Source organism: Proteus sp. G2609 (assembly GCF_963896135.1).
In the GTDB taxonomy this organism is placed as follows: domain Bacteria; phylum Pseudomonadota; class Gammaproteobacteria; order Enterobacterales; family Enterobacteriaceae; genus Proteus; species Proteus mirabilis.
On the sequence record NZ_CAWQNB010000004.1, the window covers coordinates 104,120 to 123,176 of the forward strand.

At 39.8% G+C, this 19,057-nt stretch carries 17 protein-coding genes and 4 tRNA genes; 7 read left to right on the top strand and 14 right to left on the bottom strand.

Going from position 1 to position 19,057, the window contains the following annotated elements; genetic code table 11:
• Positions 1-33: 33 nt before the first annotated feature.
• The gene (gene pldA, locus AACV01_RS01730; RefSeq protein WP_004246319.1) at positions 34-909 is read right to left on the bottom strand and encodes a phospholipase A; all 876 of its coding nucleotides are present in this window, start codon (positions 907-909) and stop codon (positions 34-36) included.
• Between the two features lie 234 nt (positions 910-1,143).
• On the opposite strand from pldA, the gene AACV01_RS01735 reads away from it, so the two are divergent.
• On the top strand, positions 1,144-1,611 hold the full coding sequence (locus AACV01_RS01735; protein ID WP_004249652.1) for a thioesterase family protein: 468 nt from the start codon (positions 1,144-1,146) through the stop codon (positions 1,609-1,611).
• Between the two features lie 134 nt (positions 1,612-1,745).
• Positions 1,746-2,639 carry an EamA family transporter RarD gene (rarD, locus tag AACV01_RS01740; protein WP_004249653.1) on the top strand — a complete coding sequence of 298 codons (894 nt, stop codon included), beginning with the start codon at positions 1,746-1,748 and terminating at the stop codon, positions 2,637-2,639.
• Between the two features lie 10 nt (positions 2,640-2,649).
• On the opposite strand, the gene AACV01_RS01745 is transcribed toward rarD, so the two are convergent.
• From AACV01_RS01745 to lptM, 7 genes are all read right to left on the bottom strand, one after another.
• A complete protein-coding gene (locus AACV01_RS01745; protein WP_046335065.1) occupies positions 2,650-3,054 on the bottom strand; it encodes a hypothetical protein in 405 nt (134 codons plus the stop codon).
• 155 nt (positions 3,055-3,209) lie between these two features.
• Positions 3,210-5,366: a DNA helicase II gene (gene uvrD, locus AACV01_RS01750; protein WP_004246323.1), complete on the bottom strand. Its 2,157-nt coding sequence runs from the start codon at positions 5,364-5,366 to the stop codon at positions 3,210-3,212.
• Positions 5,367-5,511: 145 nt separating this feature from the next.
• On the bottom strand, positions 5,512-6,228 hold the full coding sequence (gene yigB / locus AACV01_RS01755) for a 5-amino-6-(5-phospho-D-ribitylamino)uracil phosphatase YigB (protein ID WP_004249656.1): 717 nt from the start codon (positions 6,226-6,228) through the stop codon (positions 5,512-5,514).
• Positions 6,228-7,151 (bottom strand): tyrosine recombinase XerC, encoded by a 924-nt coding sequence (xerC, locus tag AACV01_RS01760; RefSeq protein ID WP_004246325.1) that lies wholly within the window; start codon positions 7,149-7,151, stop codon positions 6,228-6,230. Before xerC ends, yigB begins: the two co-directional genes overlap by 1 nt.
• Complete coding sequence (locus tag AACV01_RS01765) at positions 7,148-7,858, bottom strand: DUF484 domain-containing protein (RefSeq protein ID WP_004249657.1); 711 nt, start codon at positions 7,856-7,858, stop codon at positions 7,148-7,150. Before AACV01_RS01765 ends, xerC begins: the two co-directional genes overlap by 4 nt.
• A gap of 24 nt (positions 7,859-7,882) precedes the next feature.
• Positions 7,883-8,707 carry a diaminopimelate epimerase gene (dapF, locus tag AACV01_RS01770; RefSeq protein ID WP_004246327.1) on the bottom strand — a complete coding sequence of 275 codons (825 nt, stop codon included), beginning with the start codon at positions 8,705-8,707 and terminating at the stop codon, positions 7,883-7,885.
• A 41-nt stretch (positions 8,708-8,748) separates the two neighbouring features.
• The gene (lptM, locus tag AACV01_RS01775; protein WP_072052198.1) at positions 8,749-8,916 is read right to left on the bottom strand and encodes an LPS translocon maturation chaperone LptM; all 168 of its coding nucleotides are present in this window, start codon (positions 8,914-8,916) and stop codon (positions 8,749-8,751) included.
• Between the two features lie 80 nt (positions 8,917-8,996).
• Here lptM and cyaY point away from each other — a divergent pair, with 80 nt between their 5' ends.
• Positions 8,997-9,314, top strand: a complete 318-nt coding sequence (gene cyaY / locus AACV01_RS01780) for an iron donor protein CyaY (protein ID WP_004249659.1) — start codon at positions 8,997-8,999, stop codon at positions 9,312-9,314.
• Positions 9,315-9,383: 69 nt separating this feature from the next.
• Here cyaY and AACV01_RS01785 read toward each other — a convergent pair whose 3' ends face one another.
• Complete coding sequence (locus AACV01_RS01785) at positions 9,384-11,981, bottom strand: class I adenylate cyclase (protein ID WP_004246330.1); 2,598 nt, start codon at positions 11,979-11,981, stop codon at positions 9,384-9,386.
• Positions 11,982-12,967: 986 nt separating this feature from the next.
• Between AACV01_RS01785 and hemC the strand changes: the two genes are divergently transcribed.
• From hemC to hemY, 4 genes are read left to right on the top strand one after another with little or no spacing between them, the layout of a single operon-like run.
• On the top strand, positions 12,968-13,909 hold the full coding sequence (gene hemC, locus AACV01_RS01790) for a hydroxymethylbilane synthase (protein ID WP_012368705.1): 942 nt from the start codon (positions 12,968-12,970) through the stop codon (positions 13,907-13,909).
• Positions 13,906-14,643 (top strand): uroporphyrinogen-III synthase, encoded by a 738-nt coding sequence (hemD, locus tag AACV01_RS01795; RefSeq protein WP_004246332.1) that lies wholly within the window; start codon positions 13,906-13,908, stop codon positions 14,641-14,643. The genes hemC and hemD overlap by 4 nt, the downstream gene beginning before the upstream one ends.
• A gap of 20 nt (positions 14,644-14,663) precedes the next feature.
• Positions 14,664-15,914, top strand: coding sequence for a uroporphyrinogen-III C-methyltransferase (gene hemX / locus AACV01_RS01800; protein WP_004246333.1), 1,251 nt, complete (start codon positions 14,664-14,666; stop codon positions 15,912-15,914).
• A 4-nt stretch (positions 15,915-15,918) separates the two neighbouring features.
• Entirely contained in the window at positions 15,919-17,148 is a 1,230-nt protein-coding gene (gene hemY / locus AACV01_RS01805) for a protoheme IX biogenesis protein HemY (RefSeq protein WP_004246334.1), read from the top strand.
• A gap of 62 nt (positions 17,149-17,210) precedes the next feature.
• Here hemY and AACV01_RS01810 read toward each other — a convergent pair whose 3' ends face one another.
• The 5 genes from AACV01_RS01810 to AACV01_RS01830 form a co-directional block, all read right to left on the bottom strand.
• Positions 17,211-17,528: a hypothetical protein gene (locus tag AACV01_RS01810; protein WP_020946595.1), complete on the bottom strand. Its 318-nt coding sequence runs from the start codon at positions 17,526-17,528 to the stop codon at positions 17,211-17,213.
• A gap of 964 nt (positions 17,529-18,492) precedes the next feature.
• Positions 18,493-18,569: transfer RNA gene (locus AACV01_RS01815), tRNA-Pro, on the bottom strand.
• Positions 18,570-18,596: 27 nt separating this feature from the next.
• A tRNA-Leu gene (locus AACV01_RS01820) sits at positions 18,597-18,683 on the bottom strand.
• A 22-nt stretch (positions 18,684-18,705) separates the two neighbouring features.
• Positions 18,706-18,781, bottom strand: a tRNA-His gene (locus AACV01_RS01825).
• Positions 18,782-18,844: 63 nt separating this feature from the next.
• Positions 18,845-18,921, bottom strand: a tRNA-Arg gene (locus AACV01_RS01830).
• Positions 18,922-19,057: the final 136 nt, after the last annotated feature.

The following is a 19,057-nucleotide window of genomic DNA, read 5'->3' on the forward strand; positions in this document are numbered from 1 at the left end:
TTGTCGTGTTATGCTACCCTAGAATGAAGAAAATTACAGCATATCATTGAGCATAACGCCGACACCGATACGAGTTTGACGGAAATTATAATCAATCATCGACTCCCCATACCCACTAAATAGTTGGGTATAAAAGCGTACATGCTTGGTAATAGGATAGCTCCAGCCTAGCTCAGCAGCACCGTATCCGCTACTCCAGTTATAACGCCCTGTTAAAGTAAACGTACTTTCGCCTAAACGATAACCCGCTTTTAAGCGGTAATATCCCATATAGCGATTAATATCGGGATTATCATCATTTTTAGCACTTTCATTAAAACGGTACCAAGGTTTCAGATCGAGTTGGAAATTACCTTTTTGCGCCATAAAACGTGCATAAACACGATTCCAACTTCGTGAAGTAGGCTCTGCGCGGCCATTCGATTCATGGTTAAATCCCGTTTCAATTTCTCTTAATGTCCAACCGGCAAATTGATAATCCGTCGCCCAACCTAAAAACAGTTGTGGTTCATAGTTGGTTTCACGAAACGGCGCAGACTCTTTTTTATTACTTAGCTGCCACCAAGAGCGTTGCGTATAGGAAGCTGCTAATACAGAATTTTCCCCGGCAATGCCACGCCACAGCGGGAATGCAAGACTTATCTGAAACTTAACTTCATCTTTTTTAGCCTTATGACCCCAATCATAACTGGCAATCGCCTCTTTATTCATATCGGAGGTTTTTGTGTAAATAATATAATTAGATTCATAAGGGTAAAGTACAAAGGGTGAATCATACTCTTGTAATAGACCGGAAATAATACTGCCCTGAACCAACGGTGTTGGAGATGATACAGGTGATATCTCCGCCGCCACTCCCCATACAGGGTAGGTTAAAATCACCGTGAGTAAAGAACGGATGTAACGCATAGTTAATTATCCTGTATTATTAGTGAACAATATAAAAGATAGCACTTAATATTTGTCGTGAGCGCTTATAAATCAGCTTTATTCGCGTTAGGCGTCCATATTTTACACGTTATTTCCATTAAATCTCATATATTTTCTCGACACTCTATTAACCTGATGAATGGGAAATTACCTTTTTGTCATCTATTATTAACAAAACATTAACCTAATAATAAAATGTCGAGGAACTTTAAAATGGAGAAAATATTAACACTGGAAGAAGCACAAGCGTTGATTGGACATGTTTTTGTCTATCAAATGCCTTTTAATCAACTGATAGGTTTAGAATTAATTCGCTTCGAACAAGATTATGCTGAGATCCAATTTCGCTACCAAGACAAACTGGTTGGCAATATCGCACAACGCATTTTACATGGTGGCATGATAGCCTCGGTGTTAGACGTAAGTGCAGGTTTAGTCTGTGTAGGTAATGCCCTAACACGTCTAGCCCCTATATCCCAAGAGCAACTTGAACAAAAACTGGCCAAAATGGGTACTATCGATCTACGAGTTGATTATTTACGCCCAGGGCGAGGGGAATGTTTTACCGCAAGTAGTCATATACTACGTAGTGGTAATAAAGTTTCTGTGGCAAGGGTTGAATTACACAATGAAAAACAAGTTCATATCGCCAGCGGCACAGCAACTTATATTGTTGGCTGATGCGACTTATCCATTATCTTGGGTAGATTAATATTAATTACTTGTAAAAAAACATGCCTAATGACACATTAGATAATGTCATTGGGTATGATAACCCCGTCACATATTTCATTTCCATCAATACCAGAGATAGCATGAGCCAGAAAAACACTTTAAAAGGCGTTTTATGTGCCCTAGGCGCCTATTTGATCTGGGGTATTGCCCCTGTCTATTTTAAAAGCATTCAAGAAGTGCCCGCAGAAGAGATCTTAACACACCGTATTTTATGGTCATTCTTCTTTATGTTGCTTTTAATGTCGATCACTCGCCATTGGCCCTATTTACGCCAACTTGTTCGTCAGCCCAAAAAAGTACTAATGTTAGCACTTACTGCGGTGATTATTGCCAGTAACTGGCTTATCTATATATGGGCGGTTAACCACGGATTTATGTTAGAAGCCAGTCTTGGTTACTTTATTAATCCATTAGTTAATGTGTTATTCGGTATGATTTTTTTAGGCGAGCGCTTTCGCCGTATGCAATGGTTCGCCGTAAGCTTAGCCTTTACTGGCGTCTTTATCCAATTATGGCAATTCGGCTCTGTACCTGTTATCGGCCTTAGTTTAGCAGTCACATTCGGCCTATATGGACTATTACGTAAAAAACTTGGGGTAGATGCACAAACGGGTATGACAATAGAAACACTGTGGCTGTTTCCTGTTGCTTTAGTTTATATCCTCTTTTTTACCCATTCACCCACCAGCAATATGTTAGAAAATAGCTGGTCGCTAAATACATTACTGATTGCTGCAGGGGTTATCACCACCGTACCCTTACTGCTCTTTACCGAAGCAGCTCAACATTTGCGTCTATCTACCCTAGGATTTTTCCAGTATATAGGACCCACATTGATGTTTATTCTCGCCACTATGGTGTATGGAGAACAAATCGATGCGGAGCGTTTAGTGACCTTTGGGTTTATTTGGGTCGCCCTTATCTTATTTACTTTAGATGCACTCTACACTCAGCAACGTTTAAGACGAAGTTAGCACATACTTACTATTGAGCTAAATTATCAATACTAATGAAAGCGCCAGAAAGATACCCCTTTCTGGCAGGGCTTGAGTGCTCTTCTTTTGTATTACAACCCATTGCTATCGCTTCTATACGGCGTTGTGAGCGTCTAAAGAATGTTGATGTAGAATTAGTTGCAATACGGATAGCACCGATCACCCCACTTAAATACAGATTCATGCGTGGCACAAAATCACGTTGATGTCGTAATAATCGACAATAGAGATCTTCTTCAAACGGGTTGGCAGGAGCACTAGGATGGTAAGTATCAAAACGCTGCTCATAAATAGGCTCCACGGGAGGCATTTTATCAACAGAGAAATCCTCAGCGATTTTTGTCACAGGCTTAATTGAATAATAAGTATCAAATAATACAGAAGTAATTTTCATCAGCTAACTCCGTTAAAATAATCTGTAACGGAATTATTAATTCTGTTAATTATATGTTCATTAAAAAAAACACCCTTAACTATCTTCTAGATTAGTAAGGGTGTTTTTTTATATTGTTCTCTTTTAAAAAATTAACAGTGTCAATAAATAACAAATCACTCTAATCGTGCAAAAGCAGCAACCAACCACTTAATACCTTCACCATTAAAGGCTATTTGTAATCGGCAGTGTTCACCGCTACCTTCGATATTAATAATAGTACCTTCACCAAATTTAGGGTGCTTAACCCGTTGACCAAGGGAGTAACCTGTATCATTACTAACAATCGGTGTACCTAAACGATGATGATTCACGGGACGTGAAACCGTCGCCCGTAACCGTACTTCTTCAACACACTCTTTTGGTAACTCGCCAATAAAGCGCGAAGGTCGATGGCTCACTTCTTTACCATATAAACGGCGGTTTTCAGCGTAAGTAAGTGTTAACTTTTTCATGGCGCGCGTCACACCAACATAAGCTAGCCGACGCTCTTCTTCTAAGCGCCCACCTTCATCCAAGGACATCTGGCTTGGGAACATGCCTTCTTCAACCCCGACAATAAACACTTGTGAGAACTCTAGCCCTTTCGCCGAGTGTAGTGTCATCAATTGAACAGCATCTTGATACGCATCAGCCTGTCCTTCTCCTGATTCTAATGCCGCATGAGAGAGAAAAGCTTGCAATGGCATTAAATCTTCGTCTTCATCTTGATAGCTAAATTGACGAGTCGCCGTCACCAGCTCTTCCAAGTTTTCAATCCGCGCTTGTGCTTTTTCACCCTTTTCCTGCTCATACATCGCTTTTAAGCCAGAATCGCGAATAATACGGTCTGTTTGCACATGCAACGGCATATCCGCTGTTTCATTTGCTAACGTCTCAATTAATTCTAAAAAGCGCGCAATTGCCGCAATAGCCCGGCCTGCTAGCATTTTATGCTCAATAACCTGTAATGCACTTTCCCATAATGTGATTTGGTTATCTCTAGCTACTTGGCGAACCACATCTAAGGTTCTATCACCAATTCCACGCGTTGGCGTATTCACAACACGTTCAAAAGAGGCATCATCGTGACGATTCGCTGTTAAACGCATATAAGAGAGGGCATCTTTGATCTCTTGACGCTCGAAGAAACGCTGTCCACCATAAATACGATAAGGCATATTCGCTTGTAATAGCGCTTCTTCCATGATGCGCGATTGGGCATTACTACGATAAAGAATGGCACAATCTGCAAGGGCGCCTCCCTCTTCATGCCAACGCTTAATACGCCCTACTACATAACGCGCTTCATCTAGGTCGTTAAATGCACAATAGAGTGAAATCGGCTCGCCTTCAGCCCCTTCTGTCCATAGGTTTTTACCTAAGCGATCGCTATTATTAGCAATTAAGGCATTAGCGGCTTTTAGAATATTACTGGTGGAGCGGTAATTTTGCTCTAAGCGGATGGTTTCAGCACCGGGAAATTCATTTAAAAAGTTTTGAATATTTTCAACTTGAGCCCCACGCCAACCGTAAATAGATTGATCATCATCACCGACTATCATCACCTTACCAGTCTGTCCTGCCAACATCCTGATCCAAGCATATTGAATACGGTTAGTATCTTGGAATTCATCCACTAAGATATTGGTAAAACGGTGTTGATAGTGTTCTAAAATTTGTGGTTTATTCAGCCACAACTCATGGGCACGTAATAACAACTCTGCAAAGTCCACTAAGCCTGCACGATCACAAGCTTCTTGATAAGCTTGATAGACTTTTAACCATGTGGTTTCCACGGGGTTACCATAGGTCTGAATATGTTGTGGGCGGAGTCCTTCATCTTTCTTTCCATTGATATACCACATACCTTGACGAGGAGGCCATTGCTTATCATCAAGAGCCATGGATTTTACAATTCGACGAATTAAACGGTACTGATCATCACTATCAATGATTTGGAAGTCTTGAGGTAAACCAGCATCAAGATAATGCGCCCGTAATAAACGATGGGCGAGACTATGGAAAGTTCCTATCCACATTCCCCCTTGACTAGTACCAATCAAGTCCTCAATACGATGGCGCATTTCTGCTGCAGCTTTATTAGTAAATGTTACCGCCATAATGGAAAAAGGAGAGGCTTGTTCAACAGATAATAACCAAGCAATGCGATGTACTAATACACGTGTTTTACCACTACCAGCACCTGCAAGTACCAGCATATTTACACGCGGTGCTGCAACGGCTTCGCGCTGTTTATCGTTAAGGCCTTCGAGCAGATATGAGACGTCCATAATTACCAATCATTGAGTGAAGAGAAATACTGTGGATATATACAGAAGTTAGTTTATTAAGCAACAAACTAACAGGATTTTACGCCCGATGCAAAACTATGCCCACTGAAAAGTGGATAAAGACCTGCACAGAGCGCGTCTATGACTAAATTAATTCAACCAGTTTAGCTAATTCAGTGATCTCAATATGAGGCATAACACGCGTTTCACCTTCGGTAAACAAACTGCGATTATCTAAATTAATCCAACACGCCTGTAATCCACTTTTAACCGCGCCTTCTACATCCGTCACTAGATGATCGCCTACATGCAAAATATTCTGATGAGGGAGTTTAAGTAACGAAGCCGCCTTATCAAACATATCAGGATAAGGCTTAGAGCGCCCATCAGGCCCTGCCTTTAAAATATGTGTAAAGTATTGCCCCAACCCACAGCTTAATGGATTAGCATTACCATTAGTAATAGCGATTAATGGGATTTTTTCCGCCAGTTGTGTCAACACTTGATGGGTATTATTAGGGACATTAATACGGCTACGCCAATAAGCAAAATGAGCCATAATTTCATCAGCACCTTGCTGTGCTTTAGTTTCACTATAACCATAGTCTAACAACATATTTTTAGCCGCTAACCAACGCCACTGAGTGATATCGTGAAAAATATCAGGATTATTTTCTAATAGTGGCTGTTTGTAAGCATCTACATCATGTTCAGTAAAATGGTGAAAACGCTCATCATACTGACGGATAAACGCTAAGGTCTCTTCTTCTGTTTTATCCATCACAGGAACATTGTCATACAGCGTATCGTCTAAATCAAAAGTCATCGCTGCAATCGGCATCAGAGTGCGATAAAAGTGCATTATGATTTTTCTCTCTTAGCTCTTGGATGAGCAGCATCATAGACTTTCGCTAAATGCTGAAAATCTAAGTGAGTATAAACTTGTGTGGTTGATAAATTAGCGTGGCCTAATAGCTCTTGTACTGCTCGCAAATCACCACTTGATTCAAGTAAATGAGTGGCAAAAGAGTGGCGCAGTTTATGAGGATTGACATGGCTACTGAGTCCTTGTTTCACCCCCCAAAGTTCAAAACGTTTTTGCACACTGCGAACAGATAATCGTTTACCGCTTTTCGTTGAGATAAAAACCGCAGTATCCTCAGGAGAATACAGCTCCCGCATGGCAAACCAATGCTGTAACCACTCTACAGCTTTTCTTCCCAAGGGAACTTTACGCTCTTTACTGCCTTTACCTAATACTCGGACTTCGCCTTCTTGGAGATCAATATCATTGATATTTAAGTTAGTCAGTTCAGATAAACGTAATCCAGCGCCATACATCACTTCCAGCATCGTTCTATCCCTTACAGAGAGGGGATCTTTTAAGTCGATATTCATCAACTGACTGACTTCATCAACATCCATATTTTTAGGCAAGTGACGACCTGATTTGGGTGTTCGAACCCCTTTGGCGGGGTTTACTGCTAACATTCCTTGAGAAACTTGCCAATCAAGGAAGCTACGCAATGCTGAAAAGCGCAATGCTAAACTTGCAGGTTGTAATCCACTGCGATGGCTTTTAGCCAATAACATACGCACATGTTGGCTTTCTAGTAACGACCATTGGTTGATTTTTATTGCAACCATCATTTGTGCAATGGTCATTAATTGTCGCTGGTAATTTTCTACCGTTACCGGACTTAATCGCCGTTCAACTTCGATATAACTTAAGAAGCTATCAATGGCTAATGAGAGTGTTTCAGGGACGTCAATAATTTGGCTCATTGTCTTGCGATCCAGCGAGTTAATAACTCAGGTAATATCTGTGCGAGTTTATCCAACATTGCCGTTCCCATACCTTCTTGAAAATGTTGGCTATCTCGACTATTAAAAATGATCACCCCTAAATCGCCATAATGCCCTAATAATGAGAGTGCTACAGAGCCAGAACGACGAACATTAGGCATTAATAACATCATTTCTTGGCCATTTAATGGCCCCAAATAGTGATTATTATCGCCCATACGCTGAATACGGAAATGCTCAAATGTTTGACGAGATAGTGCGAGTGTTTGAGCATCTAAAGGAGGTTGTAATTGCCAACGATCGGTGAAAAGACGCAGTTGTACTGAGTAAAGCCCTAACTCCTTCGCCCAAAGATTTAACTGTTCCAGCATTTCCTTTAATGAATTACAGCGGGATAACTCAGAGATAAGCCTTAGTAATTGGCTAAATAGAGATTCATTTTCTGCTGCTTGCTCAATCAACAAACGCATATCCTCTTCAAGATAATGAATACGTGTTCGCTGACGTGACATTATCCACTCAACTAATGAGATACTCCCTCTTACTGGGTGAGGAACTTGCATTTGCTCAATATAGCTGGCATTACGGATAAAGAAACCAGGATGCTCCTTGAGATAATCAATGATGGTTTGATCGTTGAGTTCGTTTTTCTCAGGGTAACAAAACTGCTCATTCTTATCCGTCATACCAAGCACCTCTCAAAAATAATATTATAGCTGGATTGTTCCATCATAAATATGCACAGCAGGTCCTGTCATATAAAGTGGGTTTCCTGTACCTTTCCATTCAATTGATAATGATCCACCCGGTAAATTAACTTTCACTTTTCTATCTAATAAACCTTGGGAGATCCCCACCGCGACAGCGGCACAGGCACCGCTTCCACAAGCTTGAGTTTCTCCAGCACCACGTTCAAATACCCGTAAATGCAATGTATTTCTATCAACCACCTGCATAAAACCAATATTGGCGCGCTCTGGAAAGCGTTCGTGTTGTTCCAATACTGAGCCCAATGACTCAACTTCCGCAGTTTTGATATCTTCCACTTGGATCACGCAGTGCGGATTTCCCATTGACACCACACCACATAGAACTGTTCGTTCCATCGCTCTGATAATATAGGTTTTTTCTACTTTTTGAGCACGAAACGGTACTTTTTGTGGTTCAAACTCTGGCTCTCCCATATTGACACAAACATCTTCATTATCCATAACATGTAAGGTCATTCTGCCAGACTGGGTACTGACTTTTATTTCTCTTTTATTTGTAAGCCCTTTTAGTCTCACAAATCGAGCAAAACAGCGAGCACCATTGCCACATTGTGCGACTTCACTCCCATCAGCATTAAAAATGCGGTAATGAAAGTCCAATTCAGGATCATAAGGTGCTTCAACTACTAACAGTTGATCAAACCCAACACCAGTATGTCGATTGGCTAACCGGCAAATTAATTCTGGTGAAAAATAAACATTTTGGGTAACAGCATCAACAACCATAAAGTCATTGCCTAACCCATGCATTTTTGAAAATTGCATCTTAACCCTGCCTGAAACGGGTGTCCCGTTTCTAATATTGACTAATTGTTTTGTGTTGAGGAAGTCTCAACTTGCTGGGTTGGCTGGGATGACTGAGTCATATTTGCCTGAGTATCTTCAGGCGGGAAATAGAGAGGGCCTTTCAAGCCACAACCAGAAAGAGAAATCAGTGTTATTATAACAAGGGTGCAACGTAAATACGTTTTCATTCGAAATCTGCCTATCATTAATTTGGTTAATATCCTCTATAATCGCAGTTAGATCTCGAAAAGCAAATAGGAAAATGAAGATGAACGATAGTGAATTTCACCAATTAGCTGACGAATTGATGTCAGAAATAGAACAAACCATTGATAATTATGAAGGTGATGCAGATATTGATTGTGAAATCAATGGTGGCGTAATGACATTAACCTTTGAAAATCATAGTAAAATTATCATTAATCGTCAGGAAGCCTTTCATCAAGTATGGTTAGCTACGCGTTCTGGCGGTTATCATTTTGATTGGAAAGGTACACAGTGGGTTTGCGATCGTAGTGGCGGGGAATTTTTAACCATGTTGGCTCAAGCAATCAGCGAACAAAGTGGTGAAGCATTTTCTTTTTAACACAGACAACTAAGTGATGGGTGCTGGAAAGTCCCCATCACTTCTCTATCGGTTTTGCCGTGTCGATTATCAGTGATGATGTACAGCCTGATAATCATTAAATCCTTGAATAGGCTTAGTACTCATCTCTTCTTTTGGCGCGGTTTTACCTAGATCACTTAGCTTACCAAACGATCCCCCAGCAAAAGGCAGTACTTGCGTTGCTCCATCCACTTTCACGATTTGATAAAATTGTGGCAAATTGAAGTTGATAAAGCTTGAGCCATAAGTAAAGCGATCATGAGATGAAGAGTAAAAACGGCTGACATCTTTTACTAGCTCTTCTTTACTACCTTCGCAGTGAGAATAAATCTCCACTCGATTAGCTTCATCTAAGATATAGATATTAAAGACATTATTATCCTCTGTTGTTTCAAAGAAGAACTGAATAATCCCTTCACAAGCAAAACCATCAATCACAGCGGGCAGATAACGGGCATCTTTGCCTAATTTAACGGGTAATCCATGCAATTTGTTGTATGAAATAGCACCATAAAATTCAATGGCATTCTCCAACTTTTGTACAGAAACATTAAGACGTTCAAAGAACAATCCCCATGTTTGCCCTGCAATACGTAATGCTTTAAAACGCCCTGGCTCTAATCTATTGGTTGATAAACGCAATTCAATACATTCTGAGACTAACTGTTGAACACGGGTGCGAATTAAACCACGTAGATGCTGGCTATAACAAAAAACTTCAACCGATGCAGGTGGGGCCGCATCTTGGTGCATTTTACCTAAAATAGTTTTTAACGATTCCAACATCGATTGCGTACCGTTAAAATGCAGCGTTCTCACTTCATTCCAAGAGTTACGATAGAGTAAATCGATACTGCCAATTAAGCATTGCTCTTCCTCGCCAAAGCTAAATACATCCAACTTTCTAAAATCAAAATGCACTACTTGATCAGAAAAACGCTCTGTTGGGTCGACTTCTAAATTGACAATAATGGCTAAATGTCTAATTTCACAAGGGCTATACAGTGCTTTAGGCGTCGGGGCAGGTAAACGAATAGGAAAATGACTCGAGATATCCCGCACTAATTCATGAAGTTTAATTTCATCACAAGAGGAGTCACCTTGATGAATATAAACCTGTGAATCTTTAGTAAGTAACCCATTAAAATAAGACCAAGCCACTAATTTATTTAAGTAACGGTTATATTCTAACGGTTGATGACCAACAATATGTGCAAAATCAGGAGCCCGATTATAAAGATACCAACCACTACGATTAGCGCGTCCCGGTGGCACATAGATAAAGGTTAAATGAGGCTCGGATAAATCAGGAGAAATCTGTGGATTAACCAGGGTTACTTTACCCGGTAGCGCTTCAAAAGCGGCATAAAGCTTACGTGTTAATACACCAATATCTTGTGGACTAGCACTGACACTTAAGTTATTACGGCGCGCAAAACGAATAAGATTACGATAGCTTTGCATCATCGTATCTAATAATTCATTATGTGCGTTACGAACGCGCTCTATTTTCCAGCTATCACGATTATCTAATATCGCCAAACGTTCGTGATCCCACTGCCACTGCGTGACTAACTGAGATAATACTTGGCGTCGCCAACCTGCAGGTTCATTCTCATTTTTTTCATTAGATAGTTTTTCACAAACTTTCAGGTAGAAACAGCGACGGATTAAATCAAGGCGGGTTAAATCATTAATCGAAACTAAATAGCGGGTTACGCGCTCAAGCATCATACAATATGCATCTAAACCGTAATTTACGATTTCACCACGATGAAGATGCTGTTTCATTTCTAATGCCAACAATTTGCCATTAGGGTAATCCGCGGAATAGGCTTCCAATAAAATACTTTTTAATACGGCTTTATAAGGTGAATCAACACTCTTATAGAGTTGCCACAGGCTTGCACCAAAATACTCTTCGGCAGAAAGCTCACCCAGTCCACCTAAATCAAGCCATTCATTGGGCGTTAATACACCTTGGGCATAGAGTGAATTAACATATTCATCGTAATGGTACTCTTCTTCTACTGGTACCATCGTCCATAACAAACGTTTACCTGCAAGGCGAACAGCTGTACGGTAGAACTCATCAAGTAACAGGATATGCTGAGTTGAGCCGCAATCTTCCCCACCTAAGCTACCACTTGCATGATGACGGAAGCGGTTCTCATCAATTAAGAAAAAAGTAACATCAATACCTAATTCTCCCGCCCATTGTTCGATCAGTAAACATTTACGTTGTAAACGCGCACGCTCATCTTGGTCCAGCCAAGATTGGTGACAGACCCAAATATCAATATCGGAGCAGTGACTTTGCCCAATCGAGGAAGTACTTCCCATCGAATAGATACCCGTAATAGGTAACTCTCCGCTGGTGTATCCATTCATTGGCTCATCACATGATGCATTAGTCAGCTTATTGACCCATTGACGTTGCACGTCATCAGGTTCAAAGAAACATGTACCATGAGGGACATTTCCTTGAATATAGCCTGGCAACTGAGGGTGGTGGTAATGCAGTAAAACAGGAATTAAACCATACACCTGTTTAAACACATCACTCATCGATGCAAATGCACGTTCCAGCCTGAGTTGATTAATCGCATCCAGCCGTTGCTTCAGTGTTTCAATATAAAGATACAAGAGTTTCGCCTGAACAATACTAAGAAAATAGTAGAATCTGAGTTTATAAATTACCGAGCTTTAATTATTCAATTATTAATAGATAAAACTTTACTAACAAAATCTCGGAAACGTGATCAATTTAACACCTTGCAAGCAAGGCGTAAAGAGGATCTCAAAATATAGCACCAAGATCTAAATTGCTTTTTTAGTCGCTTAATCGTATAAAGCAGAGCGAATAATGACTTTTATATCATAGAGATAGTCTATTTTACTTATAGAGAAAACATATAGAAAAAAGTGTTGATCGGCCATAAAACAGCTAAAATCGACGAGTTACCTTGTGATAACAAGTTGAAAAAAATACTTACCTTTACCTAAAAAAGAGTAAAAAAATAAAAATAAACATAACTTATTGATATATAATAACTATATATAGCATTACTTTTTTCTATGAGTTATCTATAAAAATAAGTAAATAATAACAATATAAACAATAAAATTAATTAAAGACATATTCAAACTTCATCATTGTCTATTTAAATAAAATTTAAATTTTCATTATTTATTTAATTATTTTATTTCTTTTTTATTAATTAATATTTTTGTTAATTTTTTGGGTGGTTTTATATTATAGAAAAAATAGATAGAAAAGGGTCACATTAAAATAATGGTTGTTTTATCAATGTGTTCAGAAAATTCTGTAAGTCTCTCCTTTCTCTCCTTTTAGTATTGTTAAATAAATTAATTTAATGTTTAAATATTGTAAATAACCACACTTTTTATATAGATATAAAACAGTAAAAAGATAAAAATAACGATTTTTACTATTTGTAATTCCCTTTTTTATTTTTTATCTCACTAATATTGATTTAAAACCTCTTTATGATTCATTGTTTCCCTACCACACCACGCCTTAACTGGAAAAATGAACCTTAAAGTGTTAAAACAAAGCCTTATTTATAAACAGAAATTATGCTAACTCGCTCGGAAGAGATAATAATATTATGTCAAAAAGTACCATCCGTATTGCTACACGCCAAAGCCCTCTTGCTATGTGGCAAGCGCTTTATGTTAAAGAACAACTACAAATCGCTCATCCGAGCTTAGTCGTTGAATTAGTACCGATGGTCACGAAAGGCGACATCATCTTAGATACCCCATTAGCGAAAGTGGGTGGTAAAGGGTTATTTGTCAAAGAGCTAGAACTAGCACTACTCAGCTCTCGTGCAGATATTGCCGTACATTCAATGAAAGATGTCCCCATTGATTTTCCTGAAGGTCTGGGATTGGTGACGATTTGTGAGCGAGAAGATCCCCGTGATGCCTTTGTCTCTAATCATTATGATTCATTAGAACAACTGCCAGCCGGAAGTGTCGTTGGTACCTCAAGCCTACGTCGCCAATGCCAATTAAAAGCACTGCGCCCCGATTTAATTATTCGTGATTTACGCGGTAATGTAGGAACCCGTTTAAGTAAACTCGATAATGGCGACTATGATGCTATTATTCTTGCTGTCGCGGGCTTAAAACGTCTTAAATTAACTGAGCGTATTCGTTCTTCTTTGTCTGCGGAACAATCTCTTCCTGCGGTAGGACAAGGTGCCGTTGGCATTGAGTGTCGCTTAGATGATCATGATACTCAAGCCTTATTAGCCGCTCTTAACCACGCAGATACTGCAACTTGTGTAAAAGCAGAACGCGCGATGAACACTCGCCTTGAGGGGGGGTGCCAAGTACCTATTGGTAGTTATGCAATTTGGCAAAACGGCAAAATTTGGCTACGAGCATTAGTTGGCTCCCCTGATGGTGAAACTATTTTACGTGGCGAACGCTTAGTATCACCTGAAGATGCAGAGCAAGCTGGTATTTCTCTGGCCGAAGAGCTACTAGATAAAGGAGCTAGAGAGATTTTAACCGCTGTATATCAAGGTAATACAGCGATATGAGTATTTTAATCACTCGTCCTAGCCCAGCAGGAGAACAACTTACGCAACGCTTAATTGATGCGGGAAAGCATGCTTTTCATGCACCTTTAATAGAAATAGCCGCGGGTAAAGAGCTTTCCATATTAGAAAACAAATTAAATAAGCTAAGTACGGGTGATTACCTTTTTTTACTTTCTAAAAATGCGGTGTGGTACGCAAACTGGCAACTAAATCAATTACAACAATCATGGCCAGATACGCTATTCTATTATGGAATAGGTCAAAGCACCGCTGAAGAGTTTCAGCAATTAACAGGACATTCTATACGTTATCCAGAATTTGGAGAAACCAGTGAAGACCTACTGGCCTTGTCTTCACTTCAACAAATAGAAAACAAGCGAGTACTACTACTAAGAGGCAATGGTGGTCGCGAACTACTTGCCACAACATTACGTCAACGCGGTGCAATTGTTGATGAATGTGAATGTTATCAGCGTCTATTTATTGATTATGTATCTGAAGAGTTTGCGCTAAAGTGGAAAAATGCCCAAGTGGATACCTTTGTGGTCACCAGTGGCGAAATGTTGCAACAACTCTTTTATCTAGTCGCTGGATCTGAAAAAGCATGGCTGTTAGACAGTCATTTAGTGGTGGTCAGTAAACGATTAGCAACAATAGCTAGCACATTAGGCTTTAAAAAAATAACCGTTGCTGAAAGTGCCAATAATGATGCTTTATTTCATGCATTAATATAGAACTTAAATGAGACGCCGATATGACGGAACAGAAAAATACGAATGAAAATGACTTGCAGAATGGTACATCAAAGGCTGATGACGATATCCGCTATCAAGAAGTAAAACCTGTAAACAATAAGCGTTCAGGTTTGATAGGGAGTGCCGTTGCGATCCTCGTTATTCTGGCAATCGGTGGTGGTCTTTATTATTACACCACTCAACAAGCGACTAAACTAAGTACAGAAAACCAATCGCTAAAATCACAATTGGCACAATTACAACAATTGCAAGATACTTATCAACAACGTTTTGACAATATTGACAGTCAGTTTAACTCACAAAAACTCACTATTGATAAACTGCAAAATGAACGCCAAGTTACTGAGCGTCAAATCCAAAATTTACAAACGCAATTTGCTGCTATCTCAAGTGCAGATGTAAAGAGCTGGCTATTAGCACAAGCTGATTTTATGGTAAAAATGGCGGGGCGCAAATTATGGAATGACCAAGATGTCGTCACAGCGGTAAGTTTATTAAAAGGTGCAGATAGTAGCTTAGCAGAAATGAATGACCCAAGCTTATTGGCCATCCGCCGCGCCATTAATGAAGATATTGGCAACTTAGCCGCGCTGAGCAAAATTGATAATGATGGTACTATTTTACAATTAAATCAGTTAGCTAATCAGGTTGATAACCTACGCTTATCTGGATTTGAGCGTGATGGCTCACCGATGGATAAAAATGATGAAGCCATTTCAGGCTCGCTTTCTGACTGGAAGCAAAACCTCAGTAAAAGCTGGAAAAGCTTTATGGATGACTTTATTACTATCCGTCGTCGAGACAGTACCGCTATTCCACTATTAGCTCCAAACCAAGATATTTATCTGCGAGAAAATATCCGCTCTCGTTTATTAATTGCATCTCAAGCGGTGCCTCGCCATCAAACAGAGATTTATCAACAATCATTAGAAGCGGTATCTACTTGGGTACGCGCCTATTTTGATACCACCGATCCGAATACAACGGCTTTCTTAGACAGTATTAATGAGCTTGAAAAGCAGCCTATTACTCTTGCAATGCCAACAGAATTAAAAAGCCTCTCTCTGTTAGAAAAACGAGTAGAAAAGCAGATCCGTAATTTGCTGACCCAAAACGAGACATCACAGCCAGAAGCGGTTGAAGCTAAAGATGCCGAAGCTACACAAGCCCCTTATGCGGTTGATGCAGCACAAGATAGTGCAACATCAGGAACAACGACATCAACAACCGTAGCACCACAAGGAGAATAAATTTATGTTCAAGATCTTACTCCTGTTTGTGGTATTGATTGCAGGGATAATCTTCGGCCCTGTATTAGCGGGTCATCAAGGTTATGTCTTTATACAAACCGATAATTGGGATATTGAAACTAGCGTTACCAGTCTTGTGATCATGTTTGTCTTACTGCAACTGATATTGCTCTTGCTTGGCTGGTGTTATCGTCGTTTTATTGGTACAGGCTCTAAAGCCTATAGTTGGTTCTCTTTGCGCAAACGCAGCCGAGCACGTAAACAAACACGATTAGCATTAATGAAACTTGCGGAAGGTGATTTCAAACAAGTAGAAAAACTGATGAGCCGCAATGCCGATTATGCGGAACAACCTGTAGTAAACTATTTACTAGCAGCAGAAGCAGCACAACAACGGGGTGATGAGTTTAGAGTACAGCAACATCTGGAGCGTGCTTCTGAGCTTGCTGATACCAATCAGTTACCCGTTGATATTACCCGAGTGCGCATTTTACTGGCACAAAATGAAAACCATGCTGCTCGTACTGGGGTCGATGAATTACTCAATCAAGTGCCTCGTCATCCGGAAGTATTACGCTTAGCAGAAACTGCGTATATACGTACAGAAGCTTGGCAAGCACTACTTGATATCATCCCTTCAATGCAGAAAATAGCCCTACATACAGATGATGAATTAGAGCAATTACGTCAACAAGCCTATATTGGGCTGATGGGACAGAAGATGTCCGAAAATGGTTGTGATGGACTGAAAAATTGGTGGAAGGCACAGCCTCGTAAGATCCAACATGATAACGGACTACGATTTGTATTAGCAGAACACCTTATTGAGTGCAACGATCCGCAAACTGCGCAGACGATCATTTTAGATGGGATCAAACGTCACTATGATGAACGCCTGATCTTATTGTTACCGCGCTTAAAAAACAGCGATCCAGACTCAATTTTAAAAGTGCTTAACTCACTAATTAAACAACATGGTCCGACACCATTACTCAATAGCACCGTCGGTCAAATTGCCATGCAACAAGGGCAATGGGCACAAGCAGAAACAGCATTTCGCAATGCATTAAAACAGCGTCCAGATGTTCATGATTTTGCGTGGTTGGCTGATGTGCTAGATAAACAGAATAAATCAGTTGAGTCAGCCAAAGTACGCAAAGATGCGCTATTAATGACGTTAAAAAAAGACTCTGTTATTTTTGACGAGCCTAAAACAAATAAAGCACTGCAATAAATACATCATTTCATTTATTGACCAAAACCCTCAAACACAAAATTGAGGGTTTTTTATTACTTTTAAAAAGCGTATTGAACCAGTAGTACTACTTCAAGACACAAAATTAAAAATAAATAGACCCAAGCGATACGATAAAAACGATAAGGTATCCCTTTATTATTTTGGTGTGTAAATGACAAATAATATTTTCTTGCTTGGTAAAACACCACGATATAAATCAGTGCGATCCCCTGACACAGAAAAGCGACATACTTCGCCCATGATTTTCCACCGATAATCAGCATGATCAGCGGGATCAAAAAAAACAGCAATGGGCCAAACTTATCTATCAAAAAGAGCCTTTCTTGCGCAAGATACGCTTTTTGGTTATTTATCATCGTGATACTACCCCCTATTTACCCTTGCGCTGGATAATAGCGTGATAGTGTTATCAATTCAAAAGGGATGAGATAAAAAACAGACAAAAAAACACCCGTATTAAAAAATACAGGTGCATAAAATATACAATCAGGTCTACAGACGGATGGTGCCTCACTCAACGTTTCGTCCTGTTGGTGATGAATGGTGTTTCATCGATAACGTGGACGTAGGCACCGATAATCGGCTCTGCATCATTCCTAGGTTTATGAAGTCATATGCTGTCATAAGGAGTGGAATGAGCATCTACAGGATAAGTAATGCATTTAGCGTGCCAACTTGTATTTTCCGCCAATAAAAAATTAATTCCCAAACAGCATAAAACTAACTAATTGAATTTTTTAGGCGCCTTCGCCTGTATGGCGTATTTAAAATATAAAAGATCAGAGAGCGTATTTTTATCAGGCTATTGTTAAATAAAAAAGAAAAAATAAATTTGCTAACTCGTCTCTGTTTCACGACAGTTAAGCTAACACCAGTATATAATATATAAAAATCATTGAGTTAAATGTCACCTTTTAGCGACATCAAATTTGCCATGTGTTGTTTTTTACCGACAATAAAAAATATTTCATTTAAATTCATACGGTTACATAAATCATTTAACTTTCTCATGATGCTCTTTTTATGTAGTATAAAATCAGGCGGTAATACAAATTATTAATAATCTTTAACTAATATACTTACACTGCCCTGTAAACAAATAGCCTAATGATCTCCCTTTTTAAACTAAAAGAGCCAACAACCTGCTTTAATCATGAATCATAGATAAACGGTCTATTGTGTTTAGGACAGTAGCAAAAGGACAAAAGAGAAAGGACAGAAGGAAGATACAACAATATAAATGAAATAAGACAATATTGCTGTCAATAGCTTGATAATAAATGCAAAAAAGCCTCGATATATATCGAGGCTTTTTCTTATTGGTCGGCGAGAGAGGATTCGAACCTCCGACCCACTGGTCCCAAACCAGTTGCGCTACCAGGCTGCGCTACTCGCCGTCTGAATGACTGCTCTTATCTTGTTTATGGTGCGAAGGGGGGGACTTGAACCCCCACGTCCGTTAGGACACTAACACCTGAAGCTAGCGCGTCTACCAATTCCGCCACCCTCGCATAAACAAAAACTAAGATAAGATGGGGTGGCTAATGGGACTCGAACCCACGACAACTGGAATCACAATCCAGGGCTCTACCAACTGAGCTATAGCCACCATAACAGCTATCTTACTACTTCTACAACAACGCTCTTCACCGTAACTCTTAGCACGCTTTAATGGCGCGCCCGACAGGATTCGAACCTGAGACCTCTGCCTCCGGAGGGCAGCGCTCTATCCAGCTGAGCTACGGGCGCTTCACGCCGTTGCGGGAGAGGATAGTACGGATTTACGCACTGTCTGTCTAGTGCTTTTTGAAAAAAAAAGTTTGTTTGACGATAGTTTGTGCATTTCGTCGATAAATGGAGCGTTTTTACCCACTCAACGCTCCAT

Excerpts from the sequence above, each read along its gene's own strand:
- hemD (WP_004246332.1), top strand. The coding sequence starts at position 13,906 with ATGAGTATTTTAATCACTCGTCCTAGCCCAGCAGGAGAACAACTTACG.
- AACV01_RS01745 (WP_046335065.1), bottom strand. The coding sequence starts at position 3,054 with ATGAAAATTACTTCTGTATTATTTGATACTTATTATTCAATTAAGCCT.
- AACV01_RS01735 (WP_004249652.1), top strand. The coding sequence starts at position 1,144 with ATGGAGAAAATATTAACACTGGAAGAAGCACAAGCGTTGATTGGACAT.
- dapF (WP_004246327.1), bottom strand. The coding sequence starts at position 8,707 with ATGCAATTTTCAAAAATGCATGGGTTAGGCAATGACTTTATGGTTGTT.
- uvrD (WP_004246323.1), bottom strand. The coding sequence starts at position 5,366 with ATGGACGTCTCATATCTGCTCGAAGGCCTTAACGATAAACAGCGCGAA.
- AACV01_RS01810 (WP_020946595.1), bottom strand. The coding sequence starts at position 17,528 with ATGATAAATAACCAAAAAGCGTATCTTGCGCAAGAAAGGCTCTTTTTG.
- pldA (WP_004246319.1), bottom strand. The coding sequence starts at position 909 with ATGCGTTACATCCGTTCTTTACTCACGGTGATTTTAACCTACCCTGTA.
- rarD (WP_004249653.1), top strand. The coding sequence starts at position 1,746 with ATGAGCCAGAAAAACACTTTAAAAGGCGTTTTATGTGCCCTAGGCGCC.
- cyaY (WP_004249659.1), top strand. The coding sequence starts at position 8,997 with ATGAACGATAGTGAATTTCACCAATTAGCTGACGAATTGATGTCAGAA.
- lptM (WP_072052198.1), bottom strand. The coding sequence starts at position 8,916 with ATGAAAACGTATTTACGTTGCACCCTTGTTATAATAACACTGATTTCT.
- hemC (WP_012368705.1), top strand. The coding sequence starts at position 12,968 with ATGTCAAAAAGTACCATCCGTATTGCTACACGCCAAAGCCCTCTTGCT.
- AACV01_RS01765 (WP_004249657.1), bottom strand. The coding sequence starts at position 7,858 with ATGACGGATAAGAATGAGCAGTTTTGTTACCCTGAGAAAAACGAACTC.
- xerC (WP_004246325.1), bottom strand. The coding sequence starts at position 7,151 with ATGAGCCAAATTATTGACGTCCCTGAAACACTCTCATTAGCCATTGAT.
- hemX (WP_004246333.1), top strand. The coding sequence starts at position 14,664 with ATGACGGAACAGAAAAATACGAATGAAAATGACTTGCAGAATGGTACA.
- hemY (WP_004246334.1), top strand. The coding sequence starts at position 15,919 with ATGTTCAAGATCTTACTCCTGTTTGTGGTATTGATTGCAGGGATAATC.
- yigB (WP_004249656.1), bottom strand. The coding sequence starts at position 6,228 with ATGCACTTTTATCGCACTCTGATGCCGATTGCAGCGATGACTTTTGAT.